The organism is Polynucleobacter corsicus (assembly GCF_018688255.1).
Taxonomy (GTDB): domain Bacteria; phylum Pseudomonadota; class Gammaproteobacteria; order Burkholderiales; family Burkholderiaceae; genus Polynucleobacter; species Polynucleobacter corsicus.
The window spans coordinates 345,802-364,782 of record NZ_CP061314.1; the positions used below are offsets into that span (position 1 = coordinate 345,802).

General features: G+C 46.0%; 24 protein-coding genes. 13 read left to right on the forward strand and 11 right to left on the reverse strand.

Features of this window, described 5'->3' with window-relative positions:
- The first annotated feature begins 13 nt into the window (after positions 1 to 13).
- Positions 14 to 331 (forward strand): ArsR/SmtB family transcription factor, encoded by a 318-nt coding sequence (locus C2747_RS01940; protein ID WP_215332028.1) that lies wholly within the window; start codon positions 14 to 16, stop codon positions 329 to 331.
- Here the strand turns inward: C2747_RS01940 and C2747_RS01945 are convergent, their stop codons facing one another.
- Genes C2747_RS01945 through C2747_RS01960 form a run of 4 tightly spaced genes read right to left on the reverse strand, consistent with a single transcriptional unit; the run spans position 332 to position 3,051 of the window.
- Complete coding sequence (locus tag C2747_RS01945) at positions 332 to 757, reverse strand: hypothetical protein (RefSeq protein ID WP_215332029.1); 426 nt, start codon at positions 755 to 757, stop codon at positions 332 to 334.
- The gene (locus C2747_RS01950; protein WP_215332030.1) at positions 754 to 1,581 is read right to left on the reverse strand and encodes an FAD:protein FMN transferase; all 828 of its coding nucleotides are present in this window, start codon (positions 1,579 to 1,581) and stop codon (positions 754 to 756) included. Before C2747_RS01950 ends, C2747_RS01945 begins: the two co-directional genes overlap by 4 nt.
- A complete protein-coding gene (locus C2747_RS01955; RefSeq protein ID WP_215332031.1) occupies positions 1,578 to 2,132 on the reverse strand; it encodes an FMN-binding protein in 555 nt (184 codons plus the stop codon). Before C2747_RS01955 ends, C2747_RS01950 begins: the two co-directional genes overlap by 4 nt.
- A gap of 10 nt (positions 2,133 to 2,142) precedes the next feature.
- Complete coding sequence (locus C2747_RS01960; RefSeq protein WP_251374797.1) at positions 2,143 to 3,051, reverse strand: DUF6662 family protein; 909 nt, start codon at positions 3,049 to 3,051, stop codon at positions 2,143 to 2,145.
- Between the two features lie 154 nt (positions 3,052 to 3,205).
- On the opposite strand from C2747_RS01960, the gene C2747_RS01965 reads away from it, so the two are divergent.
- The gene (locus tag C2747_RS01965) at positions 3,206 to 3,445 is read left to right on the forward strand and encodes a DUF3820 family protein (RefSeq protein WP_215332033.1); all 240 of its coding nucleotides are present in this window, start codon (positions 3,206 to 3,208) and stop codon (positions 3,443 to 3,445) included.
- A gap of 77 nt (positions 3,446 to 3,522) precedes the next feature.
- On the opposite strand, the gene C2747_RS01970 is transcribed toward C2747_RS01965, so the two are convergent.
- Positions 3,523 to 4,284 (reverse strand): DNA/RNA non-specific endonuclease, encoded by a 762-nt coding sequence (locus tag C2747_RS01970; RefSeq protein WP_215332034.1) that lies wholly within the window; start codon positions 4,282 to 4,284, stop codon positions 3,523 to 3,525.
- Positions 4,285 to 4,802: 518 nt separating this feature from the next.
- Here C2747_RS01970 and C2747_RS01975 point away from each other — a divergent pair.
- Positions 4,803 to 5,792 carry a transglycosylase SLT domain-containing protein gene (locus tag C2747_RS01975; protein WP_215332035.1) on the forward strand — a complete coding sequence of 330 codons (990 nt, stop codon included), beginning with the start codon at positions 4,803 to 4,805 and terminating at the stop codon, positions 5,790 to 5,792.
- Between the two features lie 70 nt (positions 5,793 to 5,862).
- Here the strand turns inward: C2747_RS01975 and C2747_RS01980 are convergent, their stop codons facing one another.
- The gene (locus C2747_RS01980) at positions 5,863 to 6,210 is read right to left on the reverse strand and encodes an FKBP-type peptidyl-prolyl cis-trans isomerase (RefSeq protein ID WP_215332036.1); all 348 of its coding nucleotides are present in this window, start codon (positions 6,208 to 6,210) and stop codon (positions 5,863 to 5,865) included.
- A gap of 75 nt (positions 6,211 to 6,285) precedes the next feature.
- On the opposite strand from C2747_RS01980, the gene C2747_RS01985 reads away from it, so the two are divergent.
- The gene (locus C2747_RS01985) at positions 6,286 to 7,302 is read left to right on the forward strand and encodes a DUF6352 family protein (RefSeq protein ID WP_215332037.1); all 1,017 of its coding nucleotides are present in this window, start codon (positions 6,286 to 6,288) and stop codon (positions 7,300 to 7,302) included.
- Here C2747_RS01985 and C2747_RS01990 read toward each other — a convergent pair.
- Positions 7,299 to 8,480 (reverse strand): MFS transporter, encoded by a 1,182-nt coding sequence (locus C2747_RS01990; protein ID WP_215333036.1) that lies wholly within the window; start codon positions 8,478 to 8,480, stop codon positions 7,299 to 7,301. The two genes, C2747_RS01985 and C2747_RS01990, sit on opposite strands and share 4 nt — an antisense overlap.
- A 272-nt stretch (positions 8,481 to 8,752) precedes the next feature.
- Here C2747_RS01990 and C2747_RS01995 point away from each other — a divergent pair, with 272 nt between their 5' ends.
- The 5 genes from C2747_RS01995 to C2747_RS02015 all read left to right on the forward strand — a co-directional run bounded on the left by C2747_RS01995 (position 8,753) and on the right by C2747_RS02015 (position 14,252).
- On the forward strand, positions 8,753 to 10,990 hold the full coding sequence (locus C2747_RS01995) for an NADP-dependent isocitrate dehydrogenase (protein WP_215332038.1): 2,238 nt from the start codon (positions 8,753 to 8,755) through the stop codon (positions 10,988 to 10,990).
- A gap of 158 nt (positions 10,991 to 11,148) precedes the next feature.
- Positions 11,149 to 12,111, forward strand: coding sequence for a protein-methionine-sulfoxide reductase catalytic subunit MsrP (gene msrP, locus C2747_RS02000; protein ID WP_215332039.1), 963 nt, complete (start codon positions 11,149 to 11,151; stop codon positions 12,109 to 12,111).
- A gap of 23 nt (positions 12,112 to 12,134) precedes the next feature.
- Positions 12,135 to 12,722, forward strand: coding sequence for a protein-methionine-sulfoxide reductase heme-binding subunit MsrQ (gene msrQ, locus C2747_RS02005; protein WP_215332040.1), 588 nt, complete (start codon positions 12,135 to 12,137; stop codon positions 12,720 to 12,722).
- Positions 12,723 to 12,735: 13 nt separating this feature from the next.
- Positions 12,736 to 13,311, forward strand: coding sequence for a lipocalin family protein (locus C2747_RS02010; RefSeq protein ID WP_251374798.1), 576 nt, complete (start codon positions 12,736 to 12,738; stop codon positions 13,309 to 13,311).
- The gene (locus C2747_RS02015; RefSeq protein WP_215332041.1) at positions 13,308 to 14,252 is read left to right on the forward strand and encodes an MBL fold metallo-hydrolase; all 945 of its coding nucleotides are present in this window, start codon (positions 13,308 to 13,310) and stop codon (positions 14,250 to 14,252) included. The genes C2747_RS02010 and C2747_RS02015 overlap by 4 nt, the downstream gene beginning before the upstream one ends.
- A gap of 8 nt (positions 14,253 to 14,260) precedes the next feature.
- Here C2747_RS02015 and C2747_RS02020 read toward each other — a convergent pair whose 3' ends face one another.
- Complete coding sequence (locus C2747_RS02020) at positions 14,261 to 15,019, reverse strand: hypothetical protein (RefSeq protein ID WP_251374799.1); 759 nt, start codon at positions 15,017 to 15,019, stop codon at positions 14,261 to 14,263.
- Between the two features lie 118 nt (positions 15,020 to 15,137).
- Between C2747_RS02020 and C2747_RS02025 the strand changes: the two genes are divergently transcribed.
- Positions 15,138 to 15,908 (forward strand): SDR family oxidoreductase, encoded by a 771-nt coding sequence (locus C2747_RS02025; RefSeq protein WP_215332042.1) that lies wholly within the window; start codon positions 15,138 to 15,140, stop codon positions 15,906 to 15,908.
- 5 nt (positions 15,909 to 15,913) lie between these two features.
- On the opposite strand, the gene C2747_RS02030 is transcribed toward C2747_RS02025, so the two are convergent.
- Positions 15,914 to 16,453: a DUF2889 domain-containing protein gene (locus tag C2747_RS02030; protein ID WP_215332043.1), complete on the reverse strand. Its 540-nt coding sequence runs from the start codon at positions 16,451 to 16,453 to the stop codon at positions 15,914 to 15,916.
- A gap of 100 nt (positions 16,454 to 16,553) precedes the next feature.
- Between C2747_RS02030 and C2747_RS02035 the strand changes: the two genes are divergently transcribed.
- Together C2747_RS02035 and C2747_RS02040 are read left to right on the forward strand one after the other, a co-directional pair.
- On the forward strand, positions 16,554 to 17,288 hold the full coding sequence (locus C2747_RS02035) for a pseudouridine synthase (protein ID WP_215332044.1): 735 nt from the start codon (positions 16,554 to 16,556) through the stop codon (positions 17,286 to 17,288).
- Complete coding sequence (locus C2747_RS02040; protein WP_215332045.1) at positions 17,281 to 17,583, forward strand: 4a-hydroxytetrahydrobiopterin dehydratase; 303 nt, start codon at positions 17,281 to 17,283, stop codon at positions 17,581 to 17,583. Before C2747_RS02035 ends, C2747_RS02040 begins: the two co-directional genes overlap by 8 nt.
- A 6-nt stretch (positions 17,584 to 17,589) precedes the next feature.
- Here the strand turns inward: C2747_RS02040 and C2747_RS02045 are convergent, their stop codons facing one another.
- Positions 17,590 to 17,808 (reverse strand): hypothetical protein, encoded by a 219-nt coding sequence (locus tag C2747_RS02045; RefSeq protein ID WP_046329638.1) that lies wholly within the window; start codon positions 17,806 to 17,808, stop codon positions 17,590 to 17,592.
- Positions 17,809 to 17,976: 168 nt separating this feature from the next.
- The gene (locus tag C2747_RS02050) at positions 17,977 to 18,507 is read right to left on the reverse strand and encodes a GNAT family N-acetyltransferase (RefSeq protein ID WP_215332046.1); all 531 of its coding nucleotides are present in this window, start codon (positions 18,505 to 18,507) and stop codon (positions 17,977 to 17,979) included.
- A 144-nt stretch (positions 18,508 to 18,651) separates the two neighbouring features.
- Between C2747_RS02050 and C2747_RS02055 the strand changes: the two genes are divergently transcribed.
- On the forward strand, positions 18,652 to 18,969 hold the full coding sequence (locus tag C2747_RS02055; protein WP_215332047.1) for a hypothetical protein: 318 nt from the start codon (positions 18,652 to 18,654) through the stop codon (positions 18,967 to 18,969).
- Positions 18,970 to 18,981 lie beyond the last annotated feature (12 nt).

Here is an 18,981-nt window from a genome sequence, read left to right on the forward strand (position 1 = left end):
ACGGAGAATGCTAATGAATATGCCTATCTCCAAAGTTGAGTTAAAGAAAATGCAGTCAGCTGCAGATGATGCCTGCAAGTTGATGAAGGTCTTATCAAACCGAGATCGCATGATGCTTTTATGTGAAATCGGTCAAGCAGAAAAATGTGTTGGTGAGTTAGAGGCTGCGCTCGATTTGCATCAGCCAACTCTCTCGCAGCAATTGACTGTGTTGCGCAAAGAAAAGCTAGTGAAAACACGTAGAGAGGGAAAGCAAATTTATTACTCCCTATCCAGTGAGATTGCTGTCGCAGTGATGAGTTTGCTCTATAAGCATTACTGCAAAAAGTAACTAATTAATGTGCTTTTTAGAATAAAAACCATGTAGTAAAAAGATGGCAAAGAAGGCAATACCAATGATCCAGTGCGTTGCAATGACCCCATCCCGAATTTCCTCAGGGCCGTAGTACAACAGGGCGCCCGATACTAATAAGATGGCTAAAAAAGCCAATTGACTTAAGCCACTCCATAGCTTTCTCTTGGACTTCAGACCCGCCTTCAGATGAAAGGGTAAGACTGAGCCAAGCGCTATCGTAGCCAATATGGCAGCAATGCCGTGCCATGCCAATACCGAATGGGTTCCCAAGACGGCCCGTTCAATATGGAATTCATGGCCAAGTAAATAAACTGTCCCGGTGAGGGAGCAACCCAACATACCAATTTGAACAAAGTGTTTTTGCCATGTCGGCATCTTGCCAAGGCGATTTGTATTCTTCATGGAGATTGGGTATTGGGGATGCGGATTGCTTGGGCAGAAAAGTGACTTAAGCAAGGATGGTGAGTATTTCTAGAAATACTCACTACCTTAGTTAAGGCGTCTGCGTAGACACATCTAGTGGCGACGACTGAGTAAGACTCTGAAAACTCAATATGCCCTTGATTTAGGGGATTCACCATAAAGCTCTTTGAGCTACTACTACGGTTTGCAAAGTAAAGACTGCTAGTCGCAATCGCACCTGCTGACATGCTGCCAATTTGGATGAGTTCATGCGGTTTTGATGGATTACGGATTTGAATAGCTTGAGAGCGATCCCCGAATACGCGGATATCCCCGCCTGCGTTGACCGATCCAGATTGGATACCGTGAGCGATTAATGCTTCAACCGCTTTGTCTACTGCATAGCCTTTGGCGATACCGCCAAGATCAAGGCAAAGCGGTAGAGATGATCGAACCAAGGGGAGTTCAATCAATTGGAGATCTTCAATGCCTCCAAATGAGCCATCATTGAACTTGCCATGCCTAGGGAGAAGACCTGCTTCCACTAGGCGATGACCAACCCCACAATTAAATACGCCTTGGGATTGGAGATAAACCTCTTTTGCGATCCTGAGAACTTCAGCTGTCCACGGGTGAATCCGAACAGGCTCTAAATAGGATCTGGCGTTGATCTGGGAAAGCTCGCTATCGGGATTGTGAAAGCCCATCAAAGATTGCACTTGTTCAATAGCTAAAAAAGCTTCGTCTAGCGCTTTCAATGGGGGCGATGGGTCTTCAATCCTGATTTCTACGAAGGTGCCTAAAAGCGGCTTGCAACGAATCATTTTGCTTTTAGGCTGAAGGTTTGATTTTTTAAAGCGATGTCATATAAGACCGCAACCCGCTTAACGCCATCAGTTAAATGTTTGCAGGAGAGGGTAGCACCACCAATATTCTGAATATCTTGATTGAGCTTGATAGGGTCTGTAGCCGTCTTTCCGACAAACTGTTTGCGCCAGTTGGCTTCTGCTACTTCGTATCCATAAGATTCAACGTATTCCAGAATTTCAATTCCAATTACTGCACCCGATGGATTAAGTGCTACTGCGTAAGTAATCATTTCATGTTTACCAACTACCTCATCTACGATGAACCAACTGCCGTCGGCCGCCCTCCAAATTCGCTCCCCCTGAAAGGGGTGGCGAATACTCGAAGCTGAGCGCATTTTGTCTTGGAGATCCTCGGTGATGATGATGGGATTTTTAACAAGCGATTTATTGGGTATTAGTATCTTCTGAGCTTGTTCAAGGGATACATAAATCTTGGCCTGTGCAACGATTGGTGCAGTTGCTATAGTTAGACCAATGATGAATAGGGGGTTAGGTTTCCAGTTCATATTCATTTCTTTAGTTCAGAGGAAATCCAACCTTGACGATAAATTCATTCACTGAATGGCTATCCCAAACACGCGCATTGGAGCATTCGGCTTCTCCACCACCCATACAAGTGCCGCCTTTGAGTTGATAGCGCCAAGCACCAGTGACCCACCAGTCTTTAGCGGCGTAGTGCATATTGGGCCCTACAAAAGTGGCACGCTGGACTTGATTGCGTAAATTCAATTCTGAGTAGTCATTGTGGAAGCGTGCCTCAACACCGGCGGACCATTTGGGTGCAAATCGATAGCTCGCGCCTACAAGGAAGTCGAGCATTGACTCTGGTACGTTGCCATTTTCAATAAACTTCAAGCGTTCATTTGCTACAACTACGTTACCTGCCAAAATTAATCGATCGTCAATGAAATTCGATTGCAAGAGTAGGCGAGCTTCAATTTCATTTTTATTTCTACCAATAGTCGGCTCTAAGTAGAGACCCACACCCACTGGCGATGTCACTGGATTCGTCAGTCTGTAAATTGCCTCCAAAGAGCCGCCTTCTATGCCACTCTTTCTATAAGGAGTAGCGGGGTCGTGGCTGGATGGCACTCCATAACCACCTGTGCAACTTGGGCTATCGCCACAGGCTTCTGGATTGGTGTAATTCTGACTCGCACTGGTGTAGTAGGAATTGATGTAGCCAGCAATTTGTAAATCATTGGTCAGGCCATATTCCAACTCGGTTCTAGCTGTCCACGCATCGTAGGTTCCGGCAGCCTGTTGTTTGTTCAGTTGTAAGCGTTGTTCAAACTCGAGCTTTCCTTTGGGCTGGAGATCGAGAGTGTAAATCCAACCAAATGCACCTTCACCCGCATTGGCGAATGAGAAGTGCAGGGCTGTGGCTAATAGGATGCTAAAGGCAACAAGTCTTTTGATAGTCATTTTCATGGTCTAGTGGAGTGGTCAATAAAAGTAAATAAGAATGATTCTCAATATACAGTAAATGAGAACAGTTCTCAATTGAGAAAATGACCCTGCGAGCTTTGGTGTTGAGTTTTTGCCTAGGAATACTCCCGGGCTTGTAAGATTTGGGTCTATGGATTCAGAAGCCCTAGTGAAGCTGGTCACAATGAAGATGCCTTTCGGCAAGCATGCTGGCCGTGCGCTCGCAGACTTGCCTGGCAATTATTTGGCTTGGTTTGCTCGCGAAGGATTCCCGAAGAACGAGCTGGGCCAGTTGCTAGAGTTGATGCACACCCTAGATCACAATGGCTTGCGCGGGTTATTGGCCCCTATCCAGCGAGCCCATGGAATTGCTCCCCGTGCTCGCGAGTAGTAAGGAGTTACTTGGGGCGAACTATTGCTGTCACGCGATTGCATTCATAGACCACATTAGGTGAATCTGGCGGTCTGCTATGGGCGTGGGTGGCGGATAATCTTTTCAGCCGGTTTACTAGACTTGCTTTCACTGACCACTATCGGTAGATGAAAGTCGATGCTGGCCTTCTGAATCAGTTCAGCATAGGAGATCGGCGCACCCATTTGCGCATCATCTGTGTTTTCAACCCAATAAGCCCAAGCTAATTTTTTGGCGGGATCGTAAACCAGCTTGTAGAGATGACTCGGAATGGTGACCTTGCCTTTACCAATAGTGCCGGCATGACCCACTGATCCAGTAAAGACATAGACATCACCTTGTACGCGCTTGATATACATCCTGGTGGGCTCCTCAACCCGTTTAGCCCAGATACCCTGATTGTTTTGCCGAGCTTGCGGCATCATATTTGCTAGGGAGAATGACTGCGCCATTCCCCGCTCACTGGTCATGTCGCCAGCTGGTACGTTGTGACCCCGGTCATATCCGCTGCCGCGATAGTCTGCCAGTAGGGCGCGCTCATGCGCCGGGAGTCTAGCCTCTTCGTAGAACTGATTGGTACGGCGGGGATGAGGCGCCTGGAGTTGATCACCATTTAATTTTTCAACGGTGTAGATGGGCTTTTTATCTAAAGGCGAGTAGTAAATCGCAAAATCATCAAAACACAGGTCTCTCCCCATCTGTGTGGTGCTGGGTATTTGTTGATTTGGGAATAGATCTTGGCATTGATCGAAGAGAGCCGACGCACTTAGTGGTAGCCAAAGCGAGCTAAATAAGAGGAGTTTGGCGAGGACTTTCATTGCATGTCAGTGTAATGAGTGTCGTCCTGAGGGGATGCAAGTTTTATGCCTATCTACCAGATTCATTAGCTCTATAGCTAGTATGTATGTAGGTTTAAGAGTCTGTTGCGTGATCCTTTAATGCGAGCGCAACATATCAAAACAGATTGATCGGTAACCTGGGGTGATGATCAAAATAACACTACCGGTAGAAAATTCAGCCCATCCGAATACTAGATGTACGGGTTAGGCAGTCCTTCGAAGGGCGAAAATAGTAAAAAAGTCGGTTTTTAAGCACTTTTTTATTATATGAAATAAGTCCTTACTAACTTCTATAAGTTATTGAAATTAAACAGGTAAATATCTTATCTACAGACTTTCCTAGGGATCATCTCTAATTCAAGATCTATAAGTTATAGAAATGAGCTTCTTTATTCTTGACTTGATATAAGAACCTTTTTAGGATGGCACATGTTTTTTACTTATTGCAGCGCAACATAAATCGGAGTATTGATTGTTGAGGTTCTGCAAGACCACGAATGAATAAATGTTTTTCTACCAATTCGAGTGACATGCAACTAGCAAGGCCAGTAACGGCTAATGCTAAAGAGTTGTTAGCTCACGCACTTTCTCCTGTCTATCGGGTCATGAATGGCCTATTGATTGTGACTGTTTTCATGACCGTAGGACTTTGGCTTTCCGGTAACGGAACCCAAGCGGGCGCATTTGATTTAGCCCGGATCTTAGTTCCAGATGAAGCTCGTCACATGGTTTGGCAAAACGGTTTTGGAATGCTCGATCAGTATCAAGAAGAGGCCCCTAAAGCGCTTGCTGATAAAGAGATTGCCAATGTGATCTATGGCAAGGCATCCAACACCACTCATGGCGGCCTCATGGGCGCCAAGAAGCAAACAGTGGCCCTATTAATGCCTTCGGTAGCAAATGCCCAGGTGAAGCCGATTTCACATCTATCTGATCGCATACCCACAGCAAAAATTGATCCCCAGGCACTGGACTCAAAGTTGATGGTGTCCATTCAGAATCAACGCGCAGTAGCTGACTTCTTTGAGAAGAAGTACAAGTTAGATCGTGCCAAGATCGAGGAATATGTATCCAATACTGTGTTGATTGCAAAAGAAGTCAATATTGACCCGGTGCTCTTACTTGCCGTGATTTCGGTAGAGTCCAACTTTAATCCCCTGATCAAAAGCCATGCTGGTGCCGAAGGCTTGATGCAGGTGATGACTGCGATTCATCAAGATAAGTACGCCTTGTATGGTGGCGCTACTGATGCGGTAAAGCCTGAGGTGAATATTCGGGTGGGCGCTTACATCTTGAAGTATTTGATTGCCACTAGCGGCTCATTGCGTAATGGCTTGAAATACTATGTTGGTGCTGCAAATGCAGAGAATGATGGCGGCTATACCGATAAGGTGATGGCGGAAAGAAATCGTTTGATTAGTTTGTGCGAGCCGGCAACTCAAAATAAATTAACACTGAACGGTAAAGATTTACGTTCACAAGGTTAATAGTTTTCGTTAAGACAAAATAAAGGCCACTCATTGAGTGGCCTTATTACTTACAGATGCAGGCTCGGAATTAATTTACGCCATGCAGTTCCACATCAAATACTAGGGTTGCATTTGGGGGAATCACGCCACCGGCACCGCGTGGACCATAGCCCATCTCGGAAGGAATGATTAAGGTGCGCTTGCCACCAATTTTCATACCTTGTACGCCTTCATCCCACCCTTTGATAACATGGCCAGCACCCAAAGGAAAACTAAACAGCTGGCCCCGGTCTAGGGAGCTATCAAACTTTTGACCTTTATGATCTGGAGCCTTTTCATCAAATAACCATCCGGTGTAATGCACGTCCACATGGTTGCCGGCAATCGCTTCTTTACCATTGCCCACAACGGTATCTATTTTTTGGAGTTCGCTCACGTTTATCTTCCTCTTTGGCTGAAATTGAAGGGCTAGTATATTCTGAGCGTAATCTTTTTGTTCGAGCAAACTAACATGACAAACTTCTGGCCTCATTCTGCATACCAAACCCTGACGGTGGGGTCAGACAAGGAATTACTGGTAACCGATGATTTTCTACGCACCTACTTATTACGTCCTGAGTTAAACCTCGTTCCTGAATCCTGTGACGTTGAGCGTGCTCTACATCAGCGCCTAAACGCAAACCCCCGTGCAGCGATTTCCGATGAGGAAATTGCTGGCATGGCAGATTTGGATATTCAGGTGAACTACCAAGTGTGGTTGAGGTATCGAGCTAAGCTACTGGCTGCCAGCTCCTTAGAAAACTTCTACATGAGCTTGTTTAAGGGTGATGGCGTAGATGTGCCACCACTATTTATATCTCAGCTGGCGCAAATATTTATTCGTCATATTTTGGGTGAAGATTGCCATCCATTAGATGCTCGCATGGGTGAGCTCTTCTTTCGGACTCAAAAGATCACTGTGTTAGAAGACGGTGTGGTGATGGGTGCGGATGACGAGGTGGTGACTCGTAATGCGCAGGCGGGGGAGACTGGCAACATCATGGATCTGCTCAAGAGCAAGTCGATGTCGATGCGCTCGATCGACTTAGATGTCTTGCATGAGGAAAACGCCGAGCTGTATTGGGAGAAGAATGAGGATCATGATTTTGCAGTGCAGTTAAATTTTGGTCAGCCACCTATTAATCATTTTTGTCGTGTTCTCGAGAAATGGGTGCAGCACTTTTTAGGTGCCCAGGTGCGCGTTACGCCAATGCAGAAAATCTCCGATCCCAAATGGTCTTGGCATGTTGGTCTTGATGCCGCGGCGACGGATATCCTCAATAAGCTTTACAACAAAGAGTCGGTTGACACCGACGAACTTGAGAAGGTGATTTGCTTATTCCGTTTGGACTTTATTGATGAGGCAGCAGTGACCCAAGCTCAGGCTGGAAAGCCGGTGTACATGGGTATCGCTATGAATGATGAGAAGCAGCTCAAACTCAAACCGCAAAATCTACTCTTCAATCTACCTTTAGCAAAAGCCTCTTAAGCGATAGAGGAGGCGCTGCTCTTCTTGCGATTAGCGCTCAGCCAAATTAAGGCAGCAGCGGTGACGGCAACGGGAAGTAATGATCCTAGATTGAGGATGTTCCAGCCCTGCGAGGTAATCAGCGCTCCTGAGCCGAAGGAAGTAAAAGCCATCGTGCCAAATACAAAAAAGTTAATTGCTGCTTGAGCTTTGTCACGCTCCTCAGATCGGTAGGCTGTCATCGCCAACGATGTGGATCCGGTAAATAAAAAGTTCCAGCCAACGCCCAACAAAAATAAGGCAATTAAAAATTGATGGAAGTCGACACCGGTGAGCGCGATTGCAATACACAGAAGATTGAGGATGACTCCGATACCCATAATTTTGAGTGTGCCAAAACGTTGAATGAGTGAGCCAGTAAAGAACCCGGGCGCGAACATGCCAATGACATGCCATTCCAATACCAGTGCCGTATCAGAAAAAGGGAGCTTACAAATTTGCATCGCAAGTGGGGTAGCTGCCATGAGGAGGTTCATGACGCCGTATCCCAGTGAAGCGCCAATGACGGCAACCAGAAAGACTGGTTGTTGCAGAATAGTTTTGAGACTCCTGCCGGCTGAGAGTGAATGCTGCGTCTTGAACTCTTCCGGAAAATGGATGAATTGCATCACGATGATCCCGATAAAGCCGGCTATTAAGAGAGTGAGGTAAGCTCCTAAAAAAGCAGTATCAAAGAAGTCTTTGGTCCAAGATGCGAGGTTGGGCCCAATGACAGCCCCCAGGATTCCGCCAGCTAGCACCCAGGAGACTGCTTTATCTCTCTGGCTGACTGCAGTCAACTCAGCAGCCGCAAATCGATAGAGCTGCCCATTCGCGCTGTAATAGCCTGCGATAAAGGTGCCGAGCACCAGCAGCCAGAAGTTTTTGGAAACGGCGGCATAGGCGCATAGAAGGGCTGAAAAGACCGCCACCAAGAGGCCCAACTGAAAAGAAATCTTGCGGCCAAAGTAATTTTGGGTTTTGGCAACAATGGAGGTTGAGAAAGCGCCCCCCACAACGTAGCCCATTACGGGTAAGGTGGCCATCCAGGCGACTGGACTCAGACTGAGCCCAACTAGGCCATTAATGGCGATAAAAGTCACATTGTTGGTCAAAAACAAGCCCTGACAGAGAATCAACAGTACGAGGTTTTTATTCAGTAAGGGGTGCTTGTTCATCATGCATTGCAGTTTACGATGTAAGTGAGTGCAGGCTGCGCATAGTGGATTCCCTTAAATTGGGGTACTTCAGCCAAATTGGTGCCCAAATCCCCTGAAATTGCAGGGGTCGATGATTTAAAATAGATTTCTCAGTCCAGTACGTGAAATTACACCCAAGACAGCCACAAGCGCCTGAAGTGTTGCGTGCGGAATGCGAGAGTGGTTCGGTATAAGGCCGGCCCCTAATATTTACCCATATCGAGGAAACATCAATGGCTTCAGGGAAATCAAAGATTATTTACACGCTGACAGATGAAGCGCCCTTATTGGCAACCTGTGCATTTTTGCCAATCATTCGTACTTTTACAGCGCCAGTGGGAGTTCAGGTTGTAGAAAGCGATATTTCTGTTGCGGCACGTATCTTGTCAAACTTCTCTGATTGCTTAACTGCAGAGCAAAAAGTTCCCGATAATTTGGCTGAGCTGGGTCGTATGACTTTATTGCCTGATACCAACATCATTAAGTTGCCCAATATCAGCGCTTCAGTTCCACAACTCCTCGCCGCAATTAAAGAGTTGCAGGCCAAGGGTTACAAAATCCCTGATTTTCCAGACGACCCTAAAAATGATGCTGAAAAAGAAATTCGTACGCGCTACTCCAAATGTTTAGGTAGTGCAGTAAACCCGGTATTGCGCGAAGGTAACTCTGATCGCCGTGCACCAAACGCTGTTAAGCGTTATGCCCGCAAGAACCCACACTCGATGGGTGAGTGGAGTCAGGCTTCCCGTACGCACGTATCCCACATGCATGGTGGTGACTTCTACGCAGGTGAGAAGTCAATGACCATGACCAAAGCATGTGATGTAAAAATGGACCTAGTAACAAAGAGTGGCAAGACGATTGTTCTCAAGCCAAAAGTGAGTTTAATTGCTGGTGAAATTATTGACAGCATGTACATGAGTAAAAAAGCACTCTGTGAGTTTTATGAACAAGAGATCGAAGATGCTTACAAGACTGGCATGATGTTGTCCCTGCACGTAAAAGCTACCATGATGAAGGTGTCACACCCCATCGTGTTCGGTCACGCCGTCAAGATTTTCTACAAAGATGCATTTGAAAAGCATGGCAAGTTGTTTGATGAGTTGGGTGTCAATCCAAACAACGGTATGAGCAGCTTGTACGAAAAAATCAAGACTTTGCCAGAATCTAAGCGTGAAGAAATCATTCAGGACTTACATGCTTGCCATGAGCACCGTCCAGCGCTGGCGATGGTTGACTCTGCCAAAGGTATTACTAACCTGCATTCACCAAGTGACGTGATCGTAGATGCATCGATGCCAGCAATGATTCGTGTGGGCGGCAAGATGTGGGGTGCTGACGGTCGTTTGCATGACACCAAAGCAGTTATTCCGGAAAGTACTTTTGCTCGTATCTATCAAGAGATTATTAACTTTTGCAAGACTCACGGTAACTTCGATCCAAAAACAATGGGTACAGTACCCAATGTGGGCTTGATGGCTCAGCAGGCAGAAGAGTACGGCTCACATGACAAGACCTTTGAAATCACTGAGGCTGGTGTAGCCCGCATTGTTGCGGATGACGGCACCGTATTGCTAGAGCAGAATGTGGAAGAGGGCGATATCTGGCGTATGTGCCAAGTTAAAGATGCGCCGATTCGTGATTGGGTGAAGTTGGCAGTCAACCGTGCGCGCTTGTCACACACTCCGGCCGTATTCTGGCTAGACGAGTATCGTCCACATGAAGCCGAGTTAATCAAGAAGGTGCAAGCCTATTTGAAAGACTACGACTTAACTGGTGTAGATATTCAGATCATGTCGCAGACTCGTGCAATGCGCTACACCTTAGAGCGCATCATTCGTGGTAAGGATACGATTTCTGTGACAGGTAATATTTTGCGTGATTACCTCACTGACTTATTCCCAATTATGGAGCTCGGTACTAGCGCCAAGATGTTATCTATCGTGCCATTGATGGCTGGCGGTGGCCTTTTTGAAACTGGTGCGGGTGGTTCTGCTCCTAAGCACGTTCAACAACTGGTCGAAGAAAATCATTTGCGCTGGGATTCCTTAGGTGAGTTCTTGGCTCTAGCAGTTTCTTTGGAAGATATTGGTGACAAGACTGGTAATGCCAAAGTCAAAATCTTGGCCCGCACTTTAGATGAAGCCACTGGCTCATTGCTAGATAACAATAAGTCACCATCACCACGTACTGGTGAATTAGATAATCGCGGTAGTCAGTTTTACTTAGCGATGTACTGGGCTCAGGCTTTAGCTGCGCAAACTGAAGATAAAGAATTGCAAGCCCACTTTGCTCCGATTGCAAAAGCATTGACTGAGAACGAGCAAAAGATTGTTGCTGAGTTCAAAGCGGTACAAGGCAAACCGGCGGATATTGGTGGCTACTACATGCCTGATCACGACAAGTTCGTGGCAGTGATGTGTCCAAGTGCTACCTTAAATAACATCTTAAAAACGGCATCAGCCGCTTAAACTAAGTTCGCTTCATAAAAAAAGGGCATGCCAATCGGTTTGCCCTTTTTTCTTATCCATATTTTGGGTTAATGCAGTAGCTCAGCAATAAATTGGTAGGCGTAGGAGAATAAGGCTTATTGTCACTATGAGATTAAATCCATTGAGGAGAATTTGATATGTCCACAAATGAGCAAAAGCGGCTTTCCCAGGAAATTACTCCTAAAGCGGTCTTTGAGGGACGGCGTGACTTAATTAAGAATGCTGCGGCTGGAGCATTTGGTCTAGCGTTGGTACCTTGGTTCTCGCGCGAGGCTCTTGCTAGTAATTCTCAAAAGTTAATTGCTACGCCAAATCCAAACTTTGTTTTAAAAGAGGAATCAACCAGTTATCAGTATGTCACTGGCTATAACAACTTCTATGAGTTTGGAACGGATAAATCAGATCCTGCTGCTAATGCCCATAGTTTGCAAACTCGGCCATGGACTGTGACGATTGAAGGTTTGGTTAAAAAACCAATGACTCTAGATATAGATGCCTTGCTCAAGCTTGCTCCGATGGAAGAGCGTATTTATCGTATGCGCTGCGTTGAGGGTTGGTCGATGGTTATTCCTTGGGATGGTTACTCGCTATCCAAATTACTGAATCAGGTGCAGCCTACAGGTTCAGCAAAGTATGTTGAATTTATTACCCTCGCTGATCGCAAGCAAATGCCGGGTCTCAAGAGTCAGATTATCGAGTGGCCTTATCGAGAAGGCCTGCGCTTGGATGAGGCTATGAACCCCCTGACGCTGCTCACTTTCGGTCTTTATGGCGAGACGCTACCAAACCAAAATGGCGCACCGGTCCGCATTGTGGTGCCCTGGAAATACGGATTTAAGAGTGCGAAGTCGATTGTAAAAATTCGTTTAACAGAAGAAATGCCCAAGACTAGCTGGAGCCAGTTTGATGCGAGGGAATATGGTTTTTACTCCAATGTAAATCCTCTGGTAGACCACCCTCGCTGGAGTCAAGCGACTGAGCGCCGGATCGGCGACTCTAAAGGTAGCTTTGCCCCCAAAATCAAAACCCAAATGTTTAATGGTTATGGCGACCAAGTGGCGAGCATGTATGCCGGAATGGATTTGAAGAAATTCTATTGATGCAAAACGATAAGTAAAGTGGGATGAAGCTACTGATCTTTCTATTAGCCCTATTGCCGCTGGATCGTTTGATTTGGTTAGGATTTACCGATGGCTTGGGCGCGAATCCAATTGAGTTTATTACGCGCTCAACGGGAACGTGGGCATTAGTCTTCTTGTGTTTGACGCTGGCGATGACGCCATTGCGTTTGATGACGAATTCAAGCACGTGGATTCGGTATCGCAGAATGTTGGGCCTATTTAGTTTCTTTTACGCATTAATCCATTTTGGCATTTGGCTTTGGCTAGATCAGGATTTTGATTTAATCGAGATGCTCAAAGACGTAGTCAAGCGGCCCTTTATTACAATGGGCTTTATTAGCTTGGTTTTGCTGACTCCACTAGCGCTGACCTCTACCCATTGGGCTCAAAGAAAACTGGGTCGTCGCTGGGCGCTCTTACATCGACTCATTTATGTCATTGCCTGCACTGCAATCTTCCACTATTGGTGGCACAAGGCAGGCAAGAATGATTTTGATACCGTCACAATCTATGCAGTAGTTTTGCTATTGCTCTTATGTTGTAGGATTCCTTATATTCGTAAGCTTTTGGGCAAGCGATCTACCATTTAAGGATATTTTGCTCATGACCCTGTTTCTTCACTCGCGCGCTTCATTAGCTACTCTATTAGGCTTACTGCTGATTTGCTTGGGATCCATGCAAGTCATGGCTCAACAAGGTGATCAGGCAGTGAAGACCGTAGCTACTTTAGATGTTCCTCGTTACCTCGGTACTTGGTACGAGATTGCCAAATTCCCGAACTGGTTTCAGAAAAAGTGCGTTTCTAATACCAAGGCCGTCTATAGCGCCAAGCCAGATGGTAGTCTTCGGGTTCTTAATAGTTGCAAAACTGCTGCTGGTGAGACTTCGGAGGCAGAGGGTTTGGCTCGCCAAATTGGCAGCAAGGATTCACCTAAATTAGAAGTACGTTTTGCTCCCGAGTGGCTCTCTTTTTTGCCTTTAGTGTGGGGTGATTACTGGGTGATTGATATAGATCCACAATATCAATTAGCAGCTGTGAGTGATCCCAGAAGGGAATATCTTTGGGTGTTATCAAGAACTCCTCAACTCGACCCCAAAGTCTATGCTGATTTATTACAACGTCTAAAGCAACAGCAATTCAACATTCAACAGCTTGAAATCACTGCCCAGAATAAATGAAGGCATTTGAAAAGCGCATCGGTAATTACTTGCTCCCACCCGGAATAGAGATTTTCGAGCGCGGGTGGTTATCGGCAAACAATGTTCTGCTCTTTAGTGAGGAAGATGTATCGCTGGTTGACAGTGGGTACTGTGCGCACCAGCAGATGACGGTTGATCTCGTCACTAATGCACTTGCGCAGCATGGCTTGAAAGCGCTCAATAGAGTAGTTAATACGCACCTACACTCAGATCACTGTGGCGGCAATGCAGTGTTATCAGAGGGATTCGATTGCGAGATATGGATACCAGAGGCAGAGGTAATCGCCGTACGAGACTGGAATGAGGATTTACTGAGCTTTCAGCAATTGGGGCAAGAGTGCCCACGCTTCACACACCATGCCATTCTTGTGCCTGGCGAAGAAATTATCTTAGGTTCTTATCGCTGGCAAATTCTGGCTGCTCCAGGTCACGACAACCATTCAATCATACTGTACCAAGAGCAGCATCAAATCTTGATCTCTGCCGATGCGCTATGGGAAGAGGGCTTTGGAGTCATTTTTCCCGAGCTCTGGGGTGAGGGTGGCTTTGAAGAAGTGGCGCAGACCTTAGAGTTGATTGAAGGACTCCCCGTTGCTTTGGTTATTCCTGGACACGGTAAGCCTTTTACGGATGTCAGAAAATCAATTGAGACCGCAAAATCTCGCCTCGATTACCTCTCCAGTGACGTTGACCGCAATGCACGTCATGGTGCCAAGGTGCTCTTGAAGTACAAGTTATTGGAATGGCGCAGACGGAAGCTGGTGGAGGCTAATCGTTGGATTGCAGGTACGCCTGTATTAGAAAATATTCGCAAGCAGCTCAATATGAGTACTGAGGAGTTTCCAATTTGGTTGGTAGAGGCCTTAGTGAAATCGAAAGCGGCAGTCATCGAAAACGATTTTTTAATCAACCAAGACTAAAGTATTCTTCAGAAATTAAACGAGAGTTTTCCATAAAAAGACCAGTTGTAAATAGGATAACTTTGCACGACCTGTTTGCTAGCACCCACGGCGACTGAGAAACTTTTATTCAGGCGATGGGTCACCATAGTATCGAGCGGGACAAACCAGCCACCCCCTCCACCGGTATTCCAGATGACTCCATTCTCATCCCATAGTCGAAGTTGAGTGCTAGGCGAGATATTAAATCCAAGCGTTGGAAAAATATTCAAGTTACGCGCTAGGGGCGGTTGATTGGGATTGCTAGCAAATGAATTGCCCTTAGTCTCAAATCCATACATATACCTGAGTAATGGTGAAAAGTCGGAGAGTCTTGAATCGCTTCCCTTATTGGGTACATATACTGTGCCGATTTGAGGGCCGGCAGCCCATTGCCCGTTATTGCCAAACGGAAAGATAACCCTAGCTCCTAATGTACCTTCCCAATTCTTCAGCATGCTGGGGTGATTTCCCCAGACCGTGAGCATCGTATTGCCGGCGTTATACGTGCCGGATGACTGCTCGGCAAGAGTCGGTCCATAAGTCGAAACATAGGAGGTGTCAAGCCGCATGGTGCCTCGCCACTGGTCAAATTGCAAAGGTTGGTAGTAGCGTAACTTCAAAGTGTCGCTTTGGGTTTGTTCTCCAAAGGTATTGTGATACCCCCAAAATTCCAGAACCCGCTGACTTGAGTATTGATCGGATGCTGTCTCGAGGTTTAAAAAAACCTCCAGAGAACTTGCTTTCATCGGCGAAAGCATTTCCTATTAATCCTAATGAGATCAGGATGTGAGTAAAAATACGTAACAATGTCATATACGCAGTAATATAAATGACCCAGTCAATTTAAAAAATAAGTAGAACAATATGGAACATACAGTTTTAGTCACCGGCGCTACTGCCGGCTTTGGAGAGGCAACTGCGAGGCGGTTTCTAGCGCATGGCCATCAGGTAATCGCCTTGGGCAGAAGAGCCGAGCGCCTGGAGGCTTTAAAAGCATCCTTGCCGGTAGACCAGCAGAAAAAACTACTCACCTTAGCCGTTGATGTTTGCGATAGCGCAAAGGTGGATGGGCTCGCGGCCACATTACCAGCCGAGTTTGCCAAGGTGACGGTGTTGGTTAATAACGCGGGATTGGCTTTAGGTCTTGAGCCGGCACATCAATCTTTACTCACGGATTGGGATCGGATGATTGATACCAACATCAAGGGGCTAGTGCATATGACGCGTGCCTTTTTACCGGGAATGGTAGAACGCAAGTGTGGCCATGTGATTAACCTAGGCTCAGTAGCGGCAAATTATCCCTATCCAGGTGGTAACGTCTACGGCGGCACTAAAGCCTTTGTTCAGCAATTTAGTTTAAATCTCAGGGCAGATTTAATTGGTACGCCAGTACGCGTTACTTGTGTTGAGCCAGGACTATGTTCTGGAACTGAGTTTTCGAATGTGCGCTTTAAAGGTGACGATAGTAAGGCTGGTAATGTCTACGCCGGAGTGAAGGCCTTAAGTGCAGATGATGTAGCGGAGGCTATTTATTGGTCTGCCAACTTACCAAGTCATATGAATATTAATTTAGTAGAGCTGATGCCAGTGCAGCAAGCCTTCAGTGGCCTGAATATTTATCGGGGTGATTTGTAATAAACCTAAATGGTAGGTTTCCATTTGTAAAACTGGGGGTAGACGCGCATCACTACTGGTCCGTCGAAATCCCAAGATTTACAGGTTCCCAAATAGAGCGGTGGTTTGTTGTCATCCGGGTCAAAGAGCGCTCCTGGAATAGACTGAAATGCAGCAGTAGCAATATTGCTCAGAAGTTCTCGTAAATGAGTGCACCCCTTAATACCTCCAAGGTGTTCATTAATCGTTTTTCGCCAGCCCTTACCAATACGAGTGCCAATGAGTGCATCCATTGGGGGTATTACTTGTGGGCATTCTGGGTGGGGGTGACTATCCATAGCCACTTCAATTGCTTGGATTACCAATTCAGTATTGACAGTAATGCGAACCCACATATCGTGGAAGGCTTGGCCTGGCTCCCAGGTTTTTCCGCCGGTAGTAAATGGCTGAAATTTAAAATCCCGCAAATGCGCTTCAATATCCCATAGACCATCTTCTCGAGCGTAGCCCTGAAAAGTAATTTCACGAGTGTGGAGGGGATTTCTGGGAGCTGGGCTTGAGAGCATGGTAGTGGTAAGCAAGAGACTTGGAAGCGAGATATATCCATCATAACGGCTTCATTCCACGGCTACTGTGAGGGCGGCTTTGTAGTATTCTCGGCAAGGTATGGCCAAACCAATCTCCCTCGAAAAAATACTATTTAGCCAAGGCTTTGGCACCAGGCGCTATTGCAGTGATTTAGTCTATGCCGACTTAGTCAGGGTCAATGGTGTTCCGGCCGATGATCCAGAGGAGCGCATCGCTACCGAGGGATTAATGCTCAATGTAGAAGGCAAAGATTGGGAGTTTCATGAAAAAGCCTATATCGCCTTTAACAAGCCACCAAACTATGAGTGCTCTCACAAAACTACGCATCACCCCAGCGTCTACAGTTTATTGCCTAAACCTTTTGTAGAGCGAGGCTTGCAATGTGTCGGGCGCTTAGACTTTGACACTACTGGCTTAATTTTGATTTCGGATGACGGCCAGTTTATTCATAAGATGACTACGCCCAAGAAAAACATTGGTAAGGTGTATGAGATCACAACCCCTGAGCCCATTACCCAAAAGCAGATCGATCATTTGTTAACAGGTGTCGTGTTAGATGACGATCCAAAACCTTGTTTTGCCACAGCATGCCAGCAGCTTGGGGAGAATGTTTTAGCAATGACGATTGTTGAGGGTCGCTATCATCAAGTAAAACGAATGATGGCTGCGGTAGGTAATCATGTTGCTAAGCTGCACCGTACCGAAATCGGACAATACATCATGCCGGCAGATTTGGCTGAGGGTGAGTGGCGCTGGCTGTATCCAGAAGATTTACAGAAACTATCTCAGAGTGTAGGAGCTCCCAATGTCTAAGCTCAATCTACTTCCTAAAGATTTTGACTTTGCAAAAGTGTTACCTGAGTGGCAGGTGCATCTCAATACTCAAGAGCTGGAGCGGGTGTTTGTATTTAAGGACTTTAAGAGCGCCTTTGAGTTCATGACGCTGTGTGCAGACTTTGCTGAGGAGTTGGATCACCACCCAGACTGGTCAAATGCTTGGAATAAGGTATCAGTGAAATTGAGCACCCATTCAATGAAGGCTCTGACAGAGCTAGATATCGCCATGGCGAGTGCCATGGATCAATTCGCCCTTCAAATCTCAGCTTAGTTCGTTTTACTGCACTTCCTCATCATCTTCATCCTCGGAAGTAATGCTCATGAGGATGGTTGCTAAGAGACCATAAACCACTTCTGTGGCGATCATGCCATCTTCATCAAGCTCATCAATCAGATCATTTAAGCAATCTTCCGTTGGCTCATTTAAGAGCGTCATGGCGCATTCGCACCCATAATCAAAATCTTCGTCGTTTTGGGTTTGAGTGTCGTTCGTCATAAAAATCCTTTAGTTGATGCTGCAGAATAGCAAATAATGACTCGCAAGCCCAGCCCTATTATTTTAGTAGCGCATTAACTTATTTGAAGACGGGGTTTTGGACTATCTTTAGCCACTCAAATCCGAGCATCTGATCAGGATTGAATTTTCTGAGTGGATTTGATGGGTTCACAGTGGCAAGCTCACAGTTTTAAAGTCAGGATCATCATCCTGGCTACGAATCTGAAAGCCCAGATCAGAGACCAGATGCAGCATTCTAGAATTTTTGCTCAAGACATATCCAATCATTTCTTGTAATCCATTCTTTTTGGCATGTTCAATAAGATCCATCATCAAATGTGTGCCAATGCCATGTGTTGTGTGACTATCACTCACACTCAAAGAGAACTCACAAGTATTTCGATTGGGTGGCGTCACATAGCGTGCAATGCCAATAATCTCCTCAGTACCAGCGGGGCTTGTGATTGCCGCAAGTAATGCCAATTCTTTTTTATAGTCCAAGTGCAAGATGTCATCGAGAAATTCATCGGGAAGTTTGGAGATTGCATGGGCAAATCGGAGGTAGCGACTTTCTGGCGATAGATGACTGAAGAGCTCAATGATGCGCTCTCGATCATTTGCTTGGATAGGGCGAATCCGATAATGACTCCCATCACCAAGCGCATAGGCCTCATTGGTAAAGGGAGTTGATGTATTCATAAGAATTGGATTGGGGCTAGTTATTCTAGAATACCTTCTTTATATATCTACTCGAAGTCTTTTGGCTCTAAAATGAAATTCTGATGTTGCGGCCCACGACAGTCTATTAGCAATTGTGTGACTCAGTACAAATAGGAAAGAGTGATGCGTATTCCAGCCCAGTTCAGAATAATTTATACCCTCAGTATTGTTTTTGGTTTTGTGCCTCCAAGTATTGTCATTGCGCAAACATTTTCTCCTTACACTCCAAAGCAAATCCAGGAATTCAATAGCCAGCCTATTGCACCCATAGAGACTCCTGCTGGACCGGTCTATATGGAGCCTTCACCAATCAGTCAGCGTCCAAATGTACCTTTTGATGCTCGCTATATCAAAAACCCAGATGGAGAGGAACAGGCCGAAGCGCAGGGTGCTGAATCGGCTGCTCCGTTTGAGCCAATCCCTGCGACCATGGTTTTTTAATGATCGTAAACT

What these genes read in the sequence shown, in the direction of transcription:
- C2747_RS01940 (WP_215332028.1), top strand. Translation starts at nt 14, where the DNA reads ATGAATATGCCTATCTCCAAAGTTGAGTTAAAGAAAATGCAGTCAGCT.
- C2747_RS01945 (WP_215332029.1), bottom strand. Translation starts at nt 757, where the DNA reads ATGAAGAATACAAATCGCCTTGGCAAGATGCCGACATGGCAAAAACAC.
- C2747_RS01950 (WP_215332030.1), bottom strand. Translation starts at nt 1,581, where the DNA reads ATGATTCGTTGCAAGCCGCTTTTAGGCACCTTCGTAGAAATCAGGATT.
- C2747_RS01955 (WP_215332031.1), bottom strand. Translation starts at nt 2,132, where the DNA reads ATGAACTGGAAACCTAACCCCCTATTCATCATTGGTCTAACTATAGCA.
- C2747_RS01960 (WP_251374797.1), bottom strand. Translation starts at nt 3,051, where the DNA reads ATGACTATCAAAAGACTTGTTGCCTTTAGCATCCTATTAGCCACAGCC.
- C2747_RS01965 (WP_215332033.1), top strand. Translation starts at nt 3,206, where the DNA reads ATGGATTCAGAAGCCCTAGTGAAGCTGGTCACAATGAAGATGCCTTTC.
- C2747_RS01970 (WP_215332034.1), bottom strand. Translation starts at nt 4,284, where the DNA reads ATGAAAGTCCTCGCCAAACTCCTCTTATTTAGCTCGCTTTGGCTACCA.
- C2747_RS01975 (WP_215332035.1), top strand. Translation starts at nt 4,803, where the DNA reads ATGAATAAATGTTTTTCTACCAATTCGAGTGACATGCAACTAGCAAGG.
- C2747_RS01985 (WP_215332037.1), top strand. Translation starts at nt 6,286, where the DNA reads ATGACAAACTTCTGGCCTCATTCTGCATACCAAACCCTGACGGTGGGG.
- C2747_RS01995 (WP_215332038.1), top strand. Translation starts at nt 8,753, where the DNA reads ATGGCTTCAGGGAAATCAAAGATTATTTACACGCTGACAGATGAAGCG.
- msrP (WP_215332039.1), top strand. Translation starts at nt 11,149, where the DNA reads ATGTCCACAAATGAGCAAAAGCGGCTTTCCCAGGAAATTACTCCTAAA.
- msrQ (WP_215332040.1), top strand. Translation starts at nt 12,135, where the DNA reads ATGAAGCTACTGATCTTTCTATTAGCCCTATTGCCGCTGGATCGTTTG.
- C2747_RS02010 (WP_251374798.1), top strand. Translation starts at nt 12,736, where the DNA reads ATGACCCTGTTTCTTCACTCGCGCGCTTCATTAGCTACTCTATTAGGC.
- C2747_RS02015 (WP_215332041.1), top strand. Translation starts at nt 13,308, where the DNA reads ATGAAGGCATTTGAAAAGCGCATCGGTAATTACTTGCTCCCACCCGGA.
- C2747_RS02020 (WP_251374799.1), bottom strand. Translation starts at nt 15,019, where the DNA reads ATGAAAGCAAGTTCTCTGGAGGTTTTTTTAAACCTCGAGACAGCATCC.
- C2747_RS02025 (WP_215332042.1), top strand. Translation starts at nt 15,138, where the DNA reads ATGGAACATACAGTTTTAGTCACCGGCGCTACTGCCGGCTTTGGAGAG.
- C2747_RS02030 (WP_215332043.1), bottom strand. Translation starts at nt 16,453, where the DNA reads ATGCTCTCAAGCCCAGCTCCCAGAAATCCCCTCCACACTCGTGAAATT.
- C2747_RS02035 (WP_215332044.1), top strand. Translation starts at nt 16,554, where the DNA reads ATGGCCAAACCAATCTCCCTCGAAAAAATACTATTTAGCCAAGGCTTT.
- C2747_RS02040 (WP_215332045.1), top strand. Translation starts at nt 17,281, where the DNA reads ATGTCTAAGCTCAATCTACTTCCTAAAGATTTTGACTTTGCAAAAGTG.
- C2747_RS02045 (WP_046329638.1), bottom strand. Translation starts at nt 17,808, where the DNA reads ATGACGAACGACACTCAAACCCAAAACGACGAAGATTTTGATTATGGG.
- C2747_RS02050 (WP_215332046.1), bottom strand. Translation starts at nt 18,507, where the DNA reads ATGAATACATCAACTCCCTTTACCAATGAGGCCTATGCGCTTGGTGAT.
- C2747_RS02055 (WP_215332047.1), top strand. Translation starts at nt 18,652, where the DNA reads ATGCGTATTCCAGCCCAGTTCAGAATAATTTATACCCTCAGTATTGTT.